The sequence below is a fragment of the Nostoc sp. CALU 1950 genome, from assembly GCF_051172895.1.
Classification (GTDB): domain Bacteria; phylum Cyanobacteriota; class Cyanobacteriia; order Cyanobacteriales; family Nostocaceae; genus Nostoc; species Nostoc edaphicum_A.
The window spans coordinates 18,757-34,611 of the sequence record NZ_JBDNJQ010000085.1; the positions used below are offsets into that span (position 1 = coordinate 18,757).

Genomic DNA, 15,855 nt, shown 5'->3' on the forward strand with positions numbered 1-15,855 from the left:
TTCTTGCTGATTAATCAAGACTCTACTAAACTTGGTGACTTCTGCAAGGAGTCTAATCGTATTTTTTAACTGGGACAAAATTTTCTCAACAGAGCTACCAGTTTGCTATTAGGGTAAGGAGAAGTTATCATCACCTGAAACTTATCCCTACCATCAGCAAATTTACTCTTCGTCTTCCAAATCTTCGTCTGATTCGTCAGAGTCTATATCTTGTGAGGTCAGTTTTTTATCAGTTTCACCGAGTTGAATTAAGTGAATATGTTTGTATCCCAGTCTAATTTCAAACTCATCTCCAGGCTTTAAACCCATTGCTTTGGTATATGTAGCACCAATCACAATCTGACCATTTTGATGGACACTAACCCGATAGGTCGGTTCACGACCACGACCATCTTTAGGTGCTTCTGGACTTAGAGGAATTCCTCTAGCAGATAGCAAAGCGTCATAAAAATCGGTGAGATTGACACGAACCTGGTTATTCTTAGTAACAGTGTAATAGCCGCACTGTTTAGCTCTTTCTCGGCGTGGTAAAGTGGAAAGTTCTTTTACTTTAGCAAGTAGTGCTTTTCCGGTTAATGGGGCGGTTGCAGTTTCAGTCATTATGCTCAAATTTTCCTTACTCTCTCCAAACTGATAAACGATGTAGTCTTATGCCAGCATTTAGCTTTTTAGCATTTGCATAGAGCTACTTAAGACCCTAGTGTAAAGGGTGAATTCCTGCCGATAGGAGCCAAAAGCACTTCTATTATGGTTGTCCACAACCAATTAGAGGCCATAGTTGCCACAGACATTTATTTTGGTGATGTTACGGCACTTTTAACCATTATTCGCCATCAGAAAGAAAACTATTTTCTCCTTTGGCGCTACTGTAGCGGTGTAACTTTCAGCCACCTTTACAAATTGGTCAGGTTCTACTGCAAATAAGTCGTAGACCTAAGAAATTGCAGGTTTTTCACTTTCAGTGCTTGTCTTTATTGCCAATGAGCAAGTAGAGTTTTCTCTACTCGTCCTCTCAAGCTTTGGACAGCATAGTATTTCAATAGAGTCCTACGGGCATAAGCCCTTTTGTCCTGCCAGTAGAGACGCGAATTTTCTTGTCTCTACATTACGAATCAACAAAGCAGTAGTAGCCGCGCTGATACGGCTATTAATTCTGGTTTTGTCACTTCGTAATTTTATATTAAATACTAGCATGGACTAATAATAGCAAAATAGTTGTTTAATTTTGAATTAAAATTGCTGGTAAATTTTTATTTAAATTCCTGGACTTAAAGAAGAAAAAAGCAGTGGCGATTTTACTAACCCTTTATTGCAAGCGTGAGTATTGCCATCTGGCTTTTATAAAAATTTATATAATTGAGACGAGCAGTTTTGACCAATGAGTTAAATCCAAGATTTTCTTGATTGAGAGTCAGCCAAAAAGCAAAAAGTCTCGCGTGTCCGGGTTTCCCAGTCCTCTAACTTTTCTTTGAAAGTGGTGAGGATTTGTCTTCGGATTATTATCCGAAGGTCAAAAGTGTTCAGAGGATTTTGCACGTCTGTCTATGGGAATAATAAGTCTCTTAACAGATGCCTAGCGCTTGATTGTCAGTACTATATGTTGAACATAGGCTTTTACACTTCTATATAATCAAAAATTCTGTCAAGGGTTACCGAAGCCAGAATTTTCCAACCGAGACTGCTAGACTCAAGTTGACATCAAGATGTGTTGCTAACCTGACATGCATTTAATTTGGATATGATCGCTAGTTCAGAGATGAACCTAAGTCCCTCTACCCGCAAACCCTTTTTCCTTTACATTGCCAAACAGATAAATTCAATGGAAAGCTGCAATTACATTTTTGGCGTTTTATCTTAGAATTTGACAAAAATCTTGTCTACAGGGCTGCTACAACTAAAATTTTAATGGTTATCCTTAAACTAGAATCAGTCCCTCTTTAATCGTCAGCATATTAACACCAGGGTTTGAATTAAGGCAAAAAGAGTATAGCTCACTTTTCGCAATTACCTACCTTGACTGATGATTTTCGAGCCTGGTGAAGCAATTTTAAAATTTTGGTTAGTGGTAATGAAAGTTATTTTTAAGGTAATTCGACAGCAACAAAATTCCTCTCCTGTTGTGCAAACCTACCTTGTGGAGGCAGAACCAGGTAATACAATCTTGGATTGCCTCAATCATATTAAGTGGGAGCAAGATGGAACTTTAGCATTTCGCAAAAATTGCCGTAATACCATTTGTGGTAGCTGTGCTATACGAATTAATGGACGTTCGGCTTTAGCTTGTAAGGAAAATGTTGGCAGTGAACTTGCCAGATTACAACAAATACCATCATCAGAAAGTAAAGTAAATGCCATTGGCGAAATCACGATCGCTCCTCTCGGTAATATGCCCGTGATTAAAGATTTGGTTGTAGATATGAGTAGTTTCTGGAATAATCTAGAGGCAGTTGCTCCTTATGTGAGTACGGCAGCACGACAAGTACCAGAAAGAGAGTTTTTGCAAACACCAGAAGAGCGATCGCGCCTCGATCAAACTGGTAACTGTATTATGTGCGGTGCTTGTTACTCTGAATGCAACGCCCGTGAAGTCAATCCAGACTTTGTAGGGCCTCATGCTCTTGCCAAAGCTTACCGGATGGTAGGAGACTCCCGCGATAGCGATACCGAAAATCGTTTAGAAAGTTACAACGAAGGTACTAAAGGTGTATGGGGTTGTACCCGTTGTTTATATTGCGATTCAGTTTGTCCAATGGAAGTTGCACCATTAGAACAAATCACCAAAATTAAACAAGAAATTCTGACTCAGAAAGAAGCCAGCGACAGTCGCTCAATTCGTCACCGGAAAGTATTGGTAGATTTGGTTAAAGAAGGTGGTTGGATTGATGAACGTCAATTTGGTTTACAAGTTGTCGGTAATTATTTTCGGGATTTAAAAGGATTACTCAGTCTTGCACCCCTCGGTTTGCGGATGATCCTCCGGGGTAAGTTTCCCCTATCATTTGAACCTTCAGAGGGGACGCAACAAGTGCGATCGCTCATTGAATCTGTGCAACAAGAATTAGGGAATAGGGAATAGGGAATAGGGAGTAGGGGATTTTATTTCCCCATTCCCCATTCCCCATTCCCCATTCCCCATTCCCCACTCCCCATTCTTCAACGCGGTTCTTGAGGTATATTCAACGGCCGTCCAAAACGGTCATATACTAAAACATCCCACTGCCCATTGTTACTGGACTCAAAAGCAATCCTACTACCATCAGCGCTAATTGTAGGGTTGCGGACTTCTGCTTGCAGGTTAGAAGTCATATTTCGTGATTGGCGTGTTTCGCGATCGTAGAGAAAAATAGCCGATCGCCCCTGACGACTAGCGGCAAACACAACATAACGACCATCTTGTGAAACACTAGGATGATTTGCGATCGCATCAAGGGAGTTTAAACCTGGCAAATCAACCAAATTACGAGTTACCGTATCAAACATATAAACATCTTGGCTACCGCGTCGGTCAGTAATAAAAACAATGTATCTCCCAGAAATCTGGGGGTTTAATTCCGACGCTAAACTATTGAGACTTCGACCCCCCGGATCAAAGGGATAACTCAAAAGACGAGGGTAGCCAAAACACCCAGTCAGTAAACTGGAGCATAAAAATATAGGTATAAAAAAAACACGTTTCATATAATTTAGTCATTAGTCATTAGTCAATAGTCTCACAACTCCTAACTCTGCCAATTTTAGATTTTAGATTTCTCTTTCAATCCAAGTTGGGCTGGAAGCGCACCAAAGGTGCGACCCAAAATCTAAAATTGTAATGACTTTTAACTCCTAACTCCTACGGAGGTGAACCTATAGTTGCACCATTGGGAATATCTAACTCAATATTTGGCCCCCGATCTAGGACTTCAATATCCCACTGACCACGGATAGCGGTTTCAAAGACAACATAACGTCCATCTGGGCTAATATTTGGTTTTCTGACCCAGCCGCGATAGGTTGGTGTAACGATTTGCGACTGTTGCGTAGCGCGATCGTAAAGCGCCACCACTGCTCTACCTTGATCACTAGTAAGATAAGCAATATAACGCCCGGTGTAGCTTAAGCTAGGACTTTCGGCAATTGTCTCTGCTCGGTTGATCCCCGGTGTGCGAATAAACAATTGCCTCTCCAAATCGTACATTAGTAGCTGCTGATTACCGTTCCGATTCGATACAAACGCTAAAAAGCGCCCATTTCCGCTCAAAACAGGTTGCTCCTCGGTGTAGCGACTGTTGAGGGAAGTAGGCCCTATGGGAACATCGTTAGAACCACAAGATACAAGCAAACTTGTTAAACCAAAAACTAGGCTCCAATGAATTGGTCTTTGGAGCCAAAATGTAGGCGTAAATTTTTCCACCTCAATTGTTTTCCGTCGCCTCTAAACCTACTTCCACACCAACTGTTTTAAATATCGTCATCAAAATCGTTTGAATTATCTGGCCCTTCATTTGGCTTTTCAATCGGATTGTATGGCACATAATCAGTTGGGATCGCATCATCATCTTCGCGCGGTCTTCGAGGAGTTGAGTCAGTGGTGGGACGACGCCTTCTCGGTCTAGGAGCAACATCATCTTCACGACTTTCGGGACGCTGGGGCCCGCTATTACTGCGGCGAGAAGGTTTTCTGACTTCTCCACCAGAAGTTTCCCAATCATCAACTTGCCTAGACGAAGAACCCCAATTTTCTTCTTCAGAGCTTTCGGAAGGGCGATTCACAGGACGCCCAGAAGTACGCCGCCGTGTTCTATCCGCTGGAGCCTGTCTTTCACTACTACTGCCGTTACGGCGTTCTGAACGACGGGGGGGTTGCTCCTGGTAGTAGTCATCACGAGTTGAAATCTCATCCCTGCTACCCCGAATCCGGGCACGCACGGGGCGTTCCTCCTCGTCTTCATAAGGCAATGGATCTAAGTCTGCATCCATTTCCGCTTGATACTTTCTGCGATCGTTATAAGAATAGTTTCTGCTTACCTCTCGCTCATCATCCACAATCGGAGTGTTGCGCTTTGCTTGCTGGGTAGCTATACTCCGCAGACGAATACTTTCAACTGCAAAAAATACAGTTGTACCAACTAAAAGCAGTTGCCCAAATTGCAGAATCGGGTCTAGCCGCCATCCTTGAAAGACGAGAATGAAGCCGCAGAGCAAGCCGACTGCGGCAAAAAAAATGTCTTGATCCCGTGACAATTCTGGACGCACAGTGCGGAGAAAATACAGTGCTGCCCCAGCCACAGCCAGGAAAATTCCTAGAATACTGGCTGAGTTTGCTCCAAAATTTACCTGAGCCAGAAAACTGGCTGAGTTCAGCCCAAAATTTATCATTGCTGTTTTCCCGATATCAAATCTATGTTAGCGAGTCACAATTAAAATCACTACTCTAATTAGGAACGATATATTGAAGCTTCAAAGCTTCTGGCAAAGAAGCTCTGAAGCTATTCACCGAAAAGTAAAAACACCTATGTCTATCATCTACAATTGCGGCCAGTCGCAGAAAATGCTGCTTTTGGTGCAATAAATGTAGATAGCTGACAGACAATCGATTGTGAGAGTTGAATTAACTCTCATAAGCATTATGAACGCTGAATTTTATCTTTTTGGCTAATGAAAATTAGACCAACTGTAACGGGTATCACAACAATTGCAGTACCCCATAGCAGGCTCCAAAGAAAATTTGCTAAAGAAGGCGTCATACTTCTCAACCTTTTTTTACACACTTCATCCTAATTTTAATAGTGTATTACTTTCTTGAGAAGCCTCTGGGCGTTAACTGCCAAACTTAATAACCCTTCTTGCTAGTCATTGATTTAACTACGTGAGCGTGTTTGCTTTTGTATTCCAGAAGGAAGTGACAGCATTTGGTTAAAATAATGATGAGAGTGCTTTACAAAGCTTCAAATTTTTTAGCGATGTCTACGACGGGCTATTCGGCGTCGCAAAGCGTACTGAGCCAGTACAATTCTCCCCCTTTGGGAGAAGCTAGCGCCTTCGCGGAGCGTCTAGTAGAGAAGGGGGTTTTCCCCATAGAGAGACTTGGCGTTAGCAATGCAGGAGCGTCACCCGAATGGCTTGCCGTTGCCTAAATTTTTTCTTTCTTTACAGACAGATAGTAGCTTAAAACGATGACTGGTGTTGACCTGACTGCTTGGATTCTTGGCCCTGTGTTAGGGGTGATGACATTTTTATTTATATTCCGGATCATTCTCACTTGGTATCCGCAAGTGGATCTGAATCGTTTGCCCTTTAATTTGATAGCTTGGCCGACTGAACCATTTTTAATCCCGTTGCGAAAGCTAGTGCAACCTATAGGCGGGGTAGACATTACACCTATTATTTTGGTTGGCATCTTCAGCCTGCTGCGAGAAATTCTGCTAGGTCAACAAGGATTGCTGACTATGCTATCTCGTGTAAATTAGGTTACAGGATATAGGTTACAGGTTATAGGTTATAAACCCTGTTCCCTGTAACCTATACCCTGTAACCTTCCCACTCCCCTAACCGTTCATTTCCTGCACAAAATTTGTATAGACATTACCCTGCAAAAACTGTGGAGTTTCCATAATTTTTTGATGAAACCCGATGGTAGTAGGTAGTCCAGTAATGGCACATTCCCGGAGTGCGCGTTTCATCCGGTTAATAGCAGTAGGTCGGTCTGGTGCCCAAACAATTAACTTGCCGATCAAGGAATCGTAGTAGGGCGGGATTTGGTAATCTGTGTAAACGTGGGAATCAATCCGAACACCAGGCCCTCCGGGGGGGAGATAGCCGCTAATCCTTCCAGGAGAAGGGCGAAAGTCATGATCGGGGTCTTCAGCGTTGATCCGGCATTCGATCGCATGACCCCGTAAAACTACCTGCTCTTGAGTAAGCTTAAGCCTTTCCCCTTGGGCAATACGGATTTGTTCGGCAACTAAGTCTATCCCAGTAATCATCTCTGTTACAGGATGTTCTACTTGAATCCGGGTGTTCATTTCCATAAAGTAGAATTTACCCGATCTATCCAAGAGAAACTCGATAGTACCCGCCCCACTGTAGTTAATGAATTGGGCCGCTTTGACCGCAGCTTGTCCCATTTTCTCGCGTAGGTCTTGGTCGAGAGCCGGACTTGGTGCTTCTTCTAGTAGCTTTTGATTCCGGCGTTGAATAGAGCAATCGCGTTCACCCAAGTGGATAACATTACCGTAGTTATCCGCCAAAATTTGAAATTCGATGTGTCGGGGACGTTCAATAAATTTTTCGATATAAACGCCGGAATTCCCAAAAGCTGCTCCCGCTTCCCCTTGGGCTGCAAGGAAAAGTTTGACAAATTCATCTTCAGAACGAACTAAGCGCATACCCCGTCCGCCGCCACCTGCTGTGGCTTTGATCATCACTGGATAGCCAATATCTTTGGCAAATCCTAATCCTTCTTGCTCGGATTCTACCAACCCCTCACTACCTGGTACTGTTGGGACTCCAGCTTTTTGCATGGTTTCTTTGGCAGTGGATTTATCCCCCATCAGCTTGATAGCTTCTGGAGTTGGGCCGATAAAAGCAATATGATGGTCGGCACAGATTTCCGCAAACCGGGCATTTTCTGCCAAAAAGCCATAGCCTGGATGAATAGCAGTAGCATTGCGCGTCAGTGCAGCAGCAATAATATTCGGAATATTCAAATAACTTTTACTGCTAGCAGGTTCGCCAATGCAAACTGCTTCATCAGCAAGTTGGACGTGGAGAGCATTACGGTCAACAGTGGAGTGAACCGCAACTGTCGCAATTCCCATTTCTTCACAGGCGCGGAGAATGCGAAGGGCGATTTCTCCCCGATTGGCAATTAATATTTTGTCAAACTTCATTTTTTAGTTTCGATATCATTACCAGTAGATTGACATGTTCTCTGATCCAACTTGAAACAACGCTTCCGCATTATTTCAAATTATGACAGGAGATTCGCCACCCTGATTCTAAGCAAACTTGAGATTGCAGGCTTGCTGGCTCTACAGGTCTTACTACACTAACAACATTGCTGCTGTAAGTCTTGGCTAGCCTAGTAAGCTGGGCTTTTGCGTAGGCATACCCCGCTGAACACAGTAGCTCTACCCTTTTTAATATCACTTGTGCATCTGCTAGATTTCTGTCAGCCTGATACCGCCTTGAGAAAATTTATATTTTTGAGCAAGTGAATTTAGATATCACCTTACTATAATTATTTTCTTATGCTATAGTCTATGTTTAGACAAACCATGCGGATGTGGCGGAATTGGTATACGCGCACGCTTGAGGTGCGTGTGGCTTTGCCTTGCGAGTTCGAGTCTCGCCATCCGCATTTTCGCTTGTTTAGTTACAGGGTCAATAGTCAAGGGTCAAAAAACCTTAGACTATTGACCCTTAAATATTTCTCTTATTTCTAATACTTCCTCAAGGCAACTTTACTGTGTAAATGAGTTTGTAGTGGTGACTTTAGTCTTTGTATAAACCACTGAAGTGCTTACTACGTAATAGAATTTGACAAAACGAAAAATTTTTTCCCTATTCCCCACCAAGCAAATTTGCCTTGCCAAATTACTAGTTTTTTATGCTTTTATAGAGATAGGTGAAGTTTTGTAAAAAGCATTGACTATTACTTTTACGCCGACAAACAACCTAGCACTACCGCCAGCTTGGCATCGCCTCACTCCGATTTGGCAAGGAGGGGAGGAGATAATTCAACAAAGTTTACCTCACACTAAATTGGCACCTGCTTGGCAGCTAATGCTTTTGGGTGATGGCTCCCCAACACGTCACTTAGAATTGCTCACAGGTGAGCCTGTAGAAGTAGATGTTATTGATATGTCATTGATTGGCATGGATTTGGATGCTGCTCCTGAGTTAATCCAAGCTGTCCCAGGGCCGCGATTACGGCGACAAGTATGGCTACGTACTACTTCTGGTCAGCGATTAGCGTATGCCACCTCGTGGTGGGAAGCTAGTCATGTAGATGAATATTTGCAAAACCGCTCATTACCAATTTGGGCGAGTTTAGCTCGTCTTCGCACAGAGTTGTATCGGGATGTTCGAGGAATTTATTATGGTGACTCATCAGCGCTACAGTCAGGTTTTGATGTAACTGGGTCTTTTTGGGGTCGCCACTATTTGTTTTGGCATCATGGACAGCCATTAACATTAATTTATGAAGTTTTTTCGCCTTATTTAACCAAATATTTGGGGCCTATGCAATTGAGTACTATTAATACTGAGGCATAGGATTATTTCAACAACATATCTAATTTGTAAGATTGGTAGTCGATACAAAATCTTGCATACTGAATTGAGCTTGGTTAGATAAAGTCAATACCACAGGTAGAAGCTCAGTAAATAGAAGTAATGTAGCTTGCTGATGACTTGCAGCAATGCCCAAGTTAGTTATATCCTCGAAGTGCTTAAAATGACGGATGTGAACTTTCAGAGACTTTCTGATAGAAGCAACCGTTTCAAGGAAGTGTCCTGCGAAATTCAACAAAGCGTGTTAAAAAAGGTAACTAACTGCAAAAACACTGCTTTTGAAACATTCGGGAAGGTTGATTACGGAGTTTAAAATAGAAAAATTTATGCAGTTAACTGCCCTAAATAAGGAGAAGCTTTTTGGTTGACTTAACCAATCAAGCAAGTAATGAGTTTGCAATATGAGGTATAGGTTTCAATGGCACTGCCTGTTGTGTCTGTTCCAATGAAGAAAAATAAGAAACCGTCTCTGGTGCTGACGCTTTCGGCTGCTGGATTATTGATTGGTGCGGGGAGTGCAGCATACTGGTTCACTCAGAGACAACCATCTTCCAGGAATTTGCTAGTAGGTGCAAATATTATTCCTGGTGATGCTCTGTTTGCGGTTTCTCTGACAACAGATTCCCAACAGTGGCAGAAATTGAGGGAGTTTGGGACAAAAGACACCCAAGTAGAACTGGACAAAAATTTAGTCCAGTTACGCGATCGCTTTCTGACTAATAATGGTTACGATTTCCAAAAAGATATTGCTCCTTGGGTAGGCAATGACATTGCGATCGCAATTCTTGCCCCAGCAGTGGGGAATAAACCTGCACCCAAACCAGTTACCACCAATGAAAATGCTGTTAGTGAGCAGCAGTCGATGGTAATCGTATTGCCAGTGAAAAACCCAGAAATCGCCAAAAGGGTTTTGGCACAACCCAAAACCCTGAAACAAGGCAAATGGATTGATCGTACTTATCAAGGGTTCGCCATTAAACAAAGTGAGGGACAAGCAGGGCAAAACTTCTCGGCTGTATTACTAGATGGGCGTTTTTTAGTGATAACTGATAGTCCCAAAGCTACAGAACGAGCCATCGACGCCTACAAAAATAAAACATCCCTAGCTACAACAGGGGGATTTGCTGAGAATTTTCCGAAAATCGCCAACTACCAACCCTTTGCCCAGTTTTACGTCAATGTGCCAGCAGCAGCCAAAATAGCTGCTGCTTCTCCAAACCGCCCTTTACCTGCTCAAGTTTTGGCTCAACTGCAAAATAACCAAGGTTTAGCGGGGACAATGATCTTAGAGCCAGAAGGAATCCGCTTAAAGGGCGTTTCTTGGTTAAACCCTAATAGTCAACGACTGCTGGCGGTAGAAAACAAAGCTGGGAAAATGCAAAACCGCGTACCAGCAGAAACTTTAATGATGCTTTCGGGGGGCAATTTACAGCGGTTGTGGGGAAACTACATTTTAACGTCTCAGAGAAATCCCCTTTCACCGATCGCACCAGAACAGATCAGAGGTGGGATAAAATCGCTTACGGATCTCGATTTAGATAAGGATTTGCTCAGTTGGATGAAAGGCGAGTTTTCCTTATCACTGATTCCTACTACTCCAAAACAAGGTTCACCAGATGATTTTCGTGTGGGTTTGCTGTTCATGGTACAGACAAGCGATCGCAAATCGGCTGAAACATCGATCACTCAGCTGGATGAAGTGATGAAAAATCAATACCAATTCAAAGTGCAACCGGGGAAAATTGGAGGTCAATCCGTTGTTAATTGGGTATCACCTTATGGTACGTTAACGGCCACCCACGGCTGGTTAGATGGAGATATCGCTTTCTTAGTAGTGGGCGCTCCCATCACTGATAAAATTGTCCCCAAACCCAACAACACACTAGCTAGCACTCTTCCCTTCCAAGAAACAGTTCCTACAGAACCCAATCCGACAAATGGTCAATTTTTCCTGGATGTGGAACGAACTGTGAAAAATTTCCCTTTACCAACTCTAATTCCCAATCAACAAACTTTGCTAGCTGCAACGCGCTCAATTGGGATGACATCTGCTGTCAGCGACAGTCGCAGTAACCGCTACGACATTTTCATTGCGCTCAAAAAAGTTAGTAACACGACTACATTGCCTAGTCCAGAAAGGAGTAAGGGTAACTCTGTTAGATAGGGTACTGGGGATTGTGTACTGGGTACTAGGGAAGAAATTCTTTTAAGACTGGTTGGGATCTAAATCCACATACTTATCTTTTCTAGTCCCCAGTCCCTAGTCCCCAATCCCCAATCTCCCAATTTCCAATTTCCCCTGTCCCATGACACTCTAAACATATAGGATCAGAACAGTCAGAAATCCATATTTTAAATTATCCACGGAGAGAACACTTTATGAATCTGGTTGTACTCCAGAACTGGCTGGACAACGCGTCTTTTGCCATATTATTCCTAACAATGCTCGTGTATTGGGGAGGAGCGGCTTTTCCGAATCTGCCTTATCTAGCCGCTTTGGGGACAGCTGGGATGGCGATCGCAAATTTGGGCATTGCGACTCTATTAGGGGCACGATGGATCGAAGCTGGTTACTTTCCCTTAAGTAATCTCTATGAATCCCTATTTTTCTTAACTTGGGGAATTACCGCCGTCCATCTAATTGCCGAAAATAGTAGTCGTAGCCGCTTAGTAGGAGTTGCGACAGCTCCAGTAGCAATGGCTATTACTGCTTTTGCTACTATGACACTACCATCGCAGATGCAAGCGTCAGAACCCCTAGTACCTGCCTTGAAGTCAAATTGGCTGATGATGCATGTCAGCGTCATGATGTTAAGTTATTCTGCTTTGATGGTAGGTTCGTTATTAGCGATCGCTTTTTTGATTGTCACTCGTGGTCAAAATATCCAACTACAAGGCAGTTCTGTTGGTACTGGTGGCTATCGCAGCAACGGCTACCGCTTGCACAAAGCCACTGAACTAATTTCTCAACCATCAGCCCCTGCTGTCGAAAATAACGGCTTTGCTCGTTTTGAAACTAGTAGCAACGGCAACGGTAACGGTAACACTGCCGTTTTGAATTTAGTAACTACCCCTGAATCTCCAGCCGTAGTATCTGCTGAACCTCTTTCACCCCAGCGCCTTAGCCTTGCCGAAACCCTCGATAACATCAGCTATCGCATCATCGGATTAGGATTTCCCCTGCTGACAATTGGCATTATTGCCGGTGGCGTTTGGGCTAACGAAGCCTGGGGTTCCTACTGGAGTTGGGACCCGAAAGAAACTTGGGCATTAATTACCTGGTTAGTGTTCGCCGCCTACCTTCATGCCAGAATTACTCGCGGTTGGCAAGGGCGTCGTCCCGCAATTTTAGCCTCTGCCGGCTTGCTTGTAGTTTGGGTTTGCTATCTCGGTGTAAATCTTTTGGGTAAAGGTTTGCATTCTTACGGTTGGTTTTTCTAAGAACCTCACTAAGACAGTACTGAGTATTGAGTACTTTACTTTTACTCATAACTCAGGACTTAGTAAAATCCCGCGTAAAACTATGGTGAGTTAAGTATTTAAGTTGAAACGCAGAGGGGTGAAGAGTTTTTCTTCGCCCCTTTGTGCAATACACAAATTATTACGGTAATAACCAAGGACTAATGACCAATGACCAATGACTAAATTATCATTTTATTTCGGATGAACTGTTATATCTCTGAAAATATAGATTTATTGACAGGAGATTTTTATGGAAGATGGATTCGAGATACTAAACCATGATGAAGTTGTGTCTATACAGCCGGACACTTTTAATAAGTTAAATATTGCTAAAACTTTTAAAGTCCGTGATTTGATTACAGCAATTAAAGAATATGTTGGAGCAGAAGAAACAGACGAAGTAAATTTGTATACCCAAGGATTAAATTGTGAAGTTTTGCAATTTAGTACTTTGGGATGGAAAAAAGGAAAAGTTAGACTTGCTTTAGAATTTTGTCCTGATGAATCTGAGTCACCACTTGATGAAATTTTTCAAAAACTCAAACAAGTAGAAAACTAATATTCAATTACTAAAAGAACCCTGATTTATTTCATAAGTCGGGGTTCTTTTGCGTCTCAATATTTACAAATAAAATAGGATGTGCTGAATTGCTATTAAAGTTTAGAAGGTTACCAATTAGTTAATAATACTTATAAATTACATGATGGCGATCGCTTACAAGTCTACAAGATTATCGCGTTATAACGAAAAGCATTATCCCAAACATAATCAATCACTGCTTTAGCATCATCCAAAGGGAGAATCTGACATGCTCCCTGGCGATCGTAGGTTAGTAAAGGTATTTCTGGTACATTGTCTGTTGTTTCGCTATTTTGAGTTACTTGACCACGAATATCTTCTAGATTGCTCAGAGGCCCTTGAATATCAAAGTTAATCTTAGTGCCTAGTTTATCTTCCATCCAAGTTTCGATACGAGAATCTAATTGTTGAGGGCTTAATGGTGTGGGACTGGTAAGTAAGTGATAGTATGCCAGAATAACTTCCTTAGATTCTTCTTCTTCTGCCAATTCAATAAACATTTGAAAAACACTAGTGTTGTTCGCTAAACTTTTGAAGAAGAGCGTATCAGTAACAAGTTTTTGAAATTGAATTTTTTTATTTTTGTAATTAGTGTATTGCTTAAAGGCAAATCCACCCAAAGCGATCGCTAATGATAAAGTTGCCACCAGAACAGGCATAAAATTTCTGACTTTATCCAACTCTACATCTAGAGATTCAACCAAAAAGGGTACATTTAGTACTAGCAAAATTGCAGCCACTAGCAATAATAAATTCGGCAATGTTCTTAATATCAAAGGAATTGCCGCTCCAATCGCCGGAATTCCAAATAGTAAGCGATCTTTCCAGGTCATACTTGTTTTTACATTGGGAAAGATTAAGTCAACATCTAGTTTAGGAATATTTTTGTAGAAGTAAACATACATCTTACCGGGAATAAATTTTAATTCTTGGATTTTGGTTTTTTTTTCAATAAAGTAAGCCGCTTCTTTAAACTTGACTAATAAAACAATCCGTTCAAAAATATCAATTCTCTTTTCTTCTTGCCAAAAGAAGAACTTTTTCACTGAAATGTTTTTATAACTATCACCCCGGTAATAACAGATGAAGCGGTCAAAATCCTCAAAATTGACTTCAGTTTTCAATTCAATTAGAGATTTGGTTGCCAGCGATCGTTTGAGAATCGATTCAGGTAAAAGAATATAATTAGCCCTTTCAACAATATGCCCAAAAGCTTCAACTACTTTCAACTCCATATCATCATATTGCTCGAATGTTGGTGGAGTTATTGGTTGAATATCTGCATTAGGGTTAAAGGGTATGTAGTTATCTTTGATAACTTCTAAGGTTTTGTGAAAGTGAAAGTGATAGTATGCAATGAGGATTTGGCAAAAATCTTGAAATTTTTTGGCATCATCTTCATCTAGCTGACCATCTTGCAGGCAAAGCTTGATGATATCACTGCGACTGTAGGGAATGAACGCTTCTCTATTTTCGGAAACAGCCATGTTCAAAGATAAATCAGAATCTAACTAGGGTTTGCCACATCCCACGAAAACGGCAAATATTAAACATTATGTCTTCATTGGCAACTAAATTATAGTATTTTGGGTGTTCAATCTCGCAGTTTTTTCTGAGCCGATGGGTAGACAAGGAGTTGCAACCGTGAAGAAGACAGAAGGAAAGACTGATTGAAAAGTGCGATTGCTTGGCATATATCCTGATTCTCTCATTTAAATTGCTATCAAAATTCATCTATAAAATAAAGATGTACTAATAACTGAGGAAGAGTAAACCCATCATGCTAGAGTACAATCCATTAGCTTGTTTGCCCTCATCAGAGGAACTGCCAGACTCTGACGATACGCCAGTGGATAATGAATTACAAGATTTAATTCCCGGTTTACTCAAAGCGCTTCTAGCAATGGCTTGGCCAGAACGCATGGATTGGTTTTTTGGTGTAGATATGGGTATTTATTATGACCCAGATTTACCAGCAATAGTCCCAGATGGGTTTTTGAGTTTAGGCGTAGAGCGATTTTATGATGAAAACCTCCGTCCCAGTTATGTGCTTTGGGAGGAGAAGAAACTACCGATATTAGCGCTGGAAGTGGTATCTAAAACATATCGCGGTGAGTACTCGACTAAGAAAGCAGAGTATGGAAGATTGGGGATTTTGTATTATGTAGTTTACAACCCATTTCGTCGCCGTAAGCCGCGTTTAGAAGTTTACAAATTAGTTAACAATGTTTATGAATTACATGATGGTAATCCAGTTTGGTTGCCAGAAATAGGTTTAGGAATTGGCATCGAACGAGGAACTTATCTAGGCATACCACGGGAATGGATGTATTGGTATAACCAACAAGGACAACGGTTGTTAACATCAGAAGAAAAAGCTCAACAAGCGCAGCAAGAAGTTCAAGTTTTACGAGAACGGTTGCGATCGCTCGGCATAGATCCTGATTCTCTCACCTGAATTGCTATCAAAATCTATAAATGAAATAAATCCCATAATCACGAAGACGCGATAAATCGCCGTCTCTACAAAGGAATGA

At 41.8% G+C, this 15,855-nt stretch carries 14 protein-coding genes and 1 tRNA gene; 8 read left to right on the top strand and 7 right to left on the bottom strand.

Annotated features, from left to right (window positions below):
• Positions 1–162: 162 nt before the first annotated feature.
• A complete protein-coding gene (locus ABF638_RS21920; protein ID WP_069074038.1) occupies positions 163–600 on the bottom strand; it encodes an AbrB family transcriptional regulator in 438 nt (145 codons plus the stop codon).
• 1,468 nt (positions 601–2,068) lie between these two features.
• Here ABF638_RS21920 and ABF638_RS21925 point away from each other — a divergent pair.
• Positions 2,069–3,076 carry a succinate dehydrogenase/fumarate reductase iron-sulfur subunit gene (locus ABF638_RS21925; RefSeq protein WP_435025091.1) on the top strand — a complete coding sequence of 336 codons (1,008 nt, stop codon included), beginning with the start codon at positions 2,069–2,071 and terminating at the stop codon, positions 3,074–3,076.
• Positions 3,077–3,153: 77 nt separating this feature from the next.
• Here ABF638_RS21925 and ABF638_RS21930 read toward each other — a convergent pair whose 3' ends face one another.
• The 4 genes from ABF638_RS21930 to psbX form a co-directional block, all read right to left on the bottom strand.
• A complete protein-coding gene (locus ABF638_RS21930; protein ID WP_181932726.1) occupies positions 3,154–3,678 on the bottom strand; it encodes a TolB family protein in 525 nt (174 codons plus the stop codon).
• A 154-nt stretch (positions 3,679–3,832) separates the two neighbouring features.
• Positions 3,833–4,393, bottom strand: coding sequence for a TolB family protein (locus ABF638_RS21935; RefSeq protein ID WP_435025092.1), 561 nt, complete (start codon positions 4,391–4,393; stop codon positions 3,833–3,835).
• A 47-nt stretch (positions 4,394–4,440) separates the two neighbouring features.
• Positions 4,441–5,358, bottom strand: a complete 918-nt coding sequence (locus ABF638_RS21940; protein ID WP_435025093.1) for a Ycf66 family protein — start codon at positions 5,356–5,358, stop codon at positions 4,441–4,443.
• Between the two features lie 248 nt (positions 5,359–5,606).
• Complete coding sequence (psbX, locus tag ABF638_RS21945; protein ID WP_012412183.1) at positions 5,607–5,726, bottom strand: photosystem II reaction center X protein; 120 nt, start codon at positions 5,724–5,726, stop codon at positions 5,607–5,609.
• Positions 5,727–6,155: 429 nt separating this feature from the next.
• Here psbX and ABF638_RS21950 point away from each other — a divergent pair, with 429 nt between their 5' ends.
• The gene (locus ABF638_RS21950) at positions 6,156–6,449 is read left to right on the top strand and encodes a YggT family protein (RefSeq protein ID WP_181932399.1); all 294 of its coding nucleotides are present in this window, start codon (positions 6,156–6,158) and stop codon (positions 6,447–6,449) included.
• A gap of 78 nt (positions 6,450–6,527) precedes the next feature.
• On the opposite strand, the gene accC is transcribed toward ABF638_RS21950, so the two are convergent.
• Positions 6,528–7,871, bottom strand: coding sequence for an acetyl-CoA carboxylase biotin carboxylase subunit (accC, locus tag ABF638_RS21955; RefSeq protein ID WP_069074045.1), 1,344 nt, complete (start codon positions 7,869–7,871; stop codon positions 6,528–6,530).
• A 389-nt stretch (positions 7,872–8,260) separates the two neighbouring features.
• Between accC and ABF638_RS21960 the strand changes: the two genes are divergently transcribed.
• From ABF638_RS21960 to ABF638_RS21980, 5 genes are all read left to right on the top strand, one after another.
• Positions 8,261–8,341 (top strand) — tRNA-Leu (locus ABF638_RS21960).
• 287 nt (positions 8,342–8,628) lie between these two features.
• Entirely contained in the window at positions 8,629–9,258 is a 630-nt protein-coding gene (locus tag ABF638_RS21965; protein WP_435025094.1) for a chorismate lyase, read from the top strand.
• A gap of 436 nt (positions 9,259–9,694) precedes the next feature.
• The gene (locus ABF638_RS21970) at positions 9,695–11,440 is read left to right on the top strand and encodes a DUF3352 domain-containing protein (RefSeq protein WP_435025095.1); all 1,746 of its coding nucleotides are present in this window, start codon (positions 9,695–9,697) and stop codon (positions 11,438–11,440) included.
• Positions 11,441–11,655: 215 nt separating this feature from the next.
• A complete protein-coding gene (gene ccsB, locus ABF638_RS21975) occupies positions 11,656–12,717 on the top strand; it encodes a c-type cytochrome biogenesis protein CcsB (RefSeq protein WP_435025096.1) in 1,062 nt (353 codons plus the stop codon).
• 271 nt (positions 12,718–12,988) lie between these two features.
• Positions 12,989–13,297, top strand: coding sequence for a KGK domain-containing protein (locus ABF638_RS21980; RefSeq protein ID WP_322673975.1), 309 nt, complete (start codon positions 12,989–12,991; stop codon positions 13,295–13,297).
• A 164-nt stretch (positions 13,298–13,461) separates the two neighbouring features.
• On the opposite strand, the gene ABF638_RS21985 is transcribed toward ABF638_RS21980, so the two are convergent.
• Positions 13,462–14,805: a TMEM143 family protein gene (locus ABF638_RS21985; RefSeq protein ID WP_435025097.1), complete on the bottom strand. Its 1,344-nt coding sequence runs from the start codon at positions 14,803–14,805 to the stop codon at positions 13,462–13,464.
• A gap of 293 nt (positions 14,806–15,098) precedes the next feature.
• On the opposite strand from ABF638_RS21985, the gene ABF638_RS21990 reads away from it, so the two are divergent.
• Positions 15,099–15,776 (top strand): Uma2 family endonuclease, encoded by a 678-nt coding sequence (locus ABF638_RS21990; RefSeq protein ID WP_435025098.1) that lies wholly within the window; start codon positions 15,099–15,101, stop codon positions 15,774–15,776.
• Positions 15,777–15,855: the final 79 nt, after the last annotated feature.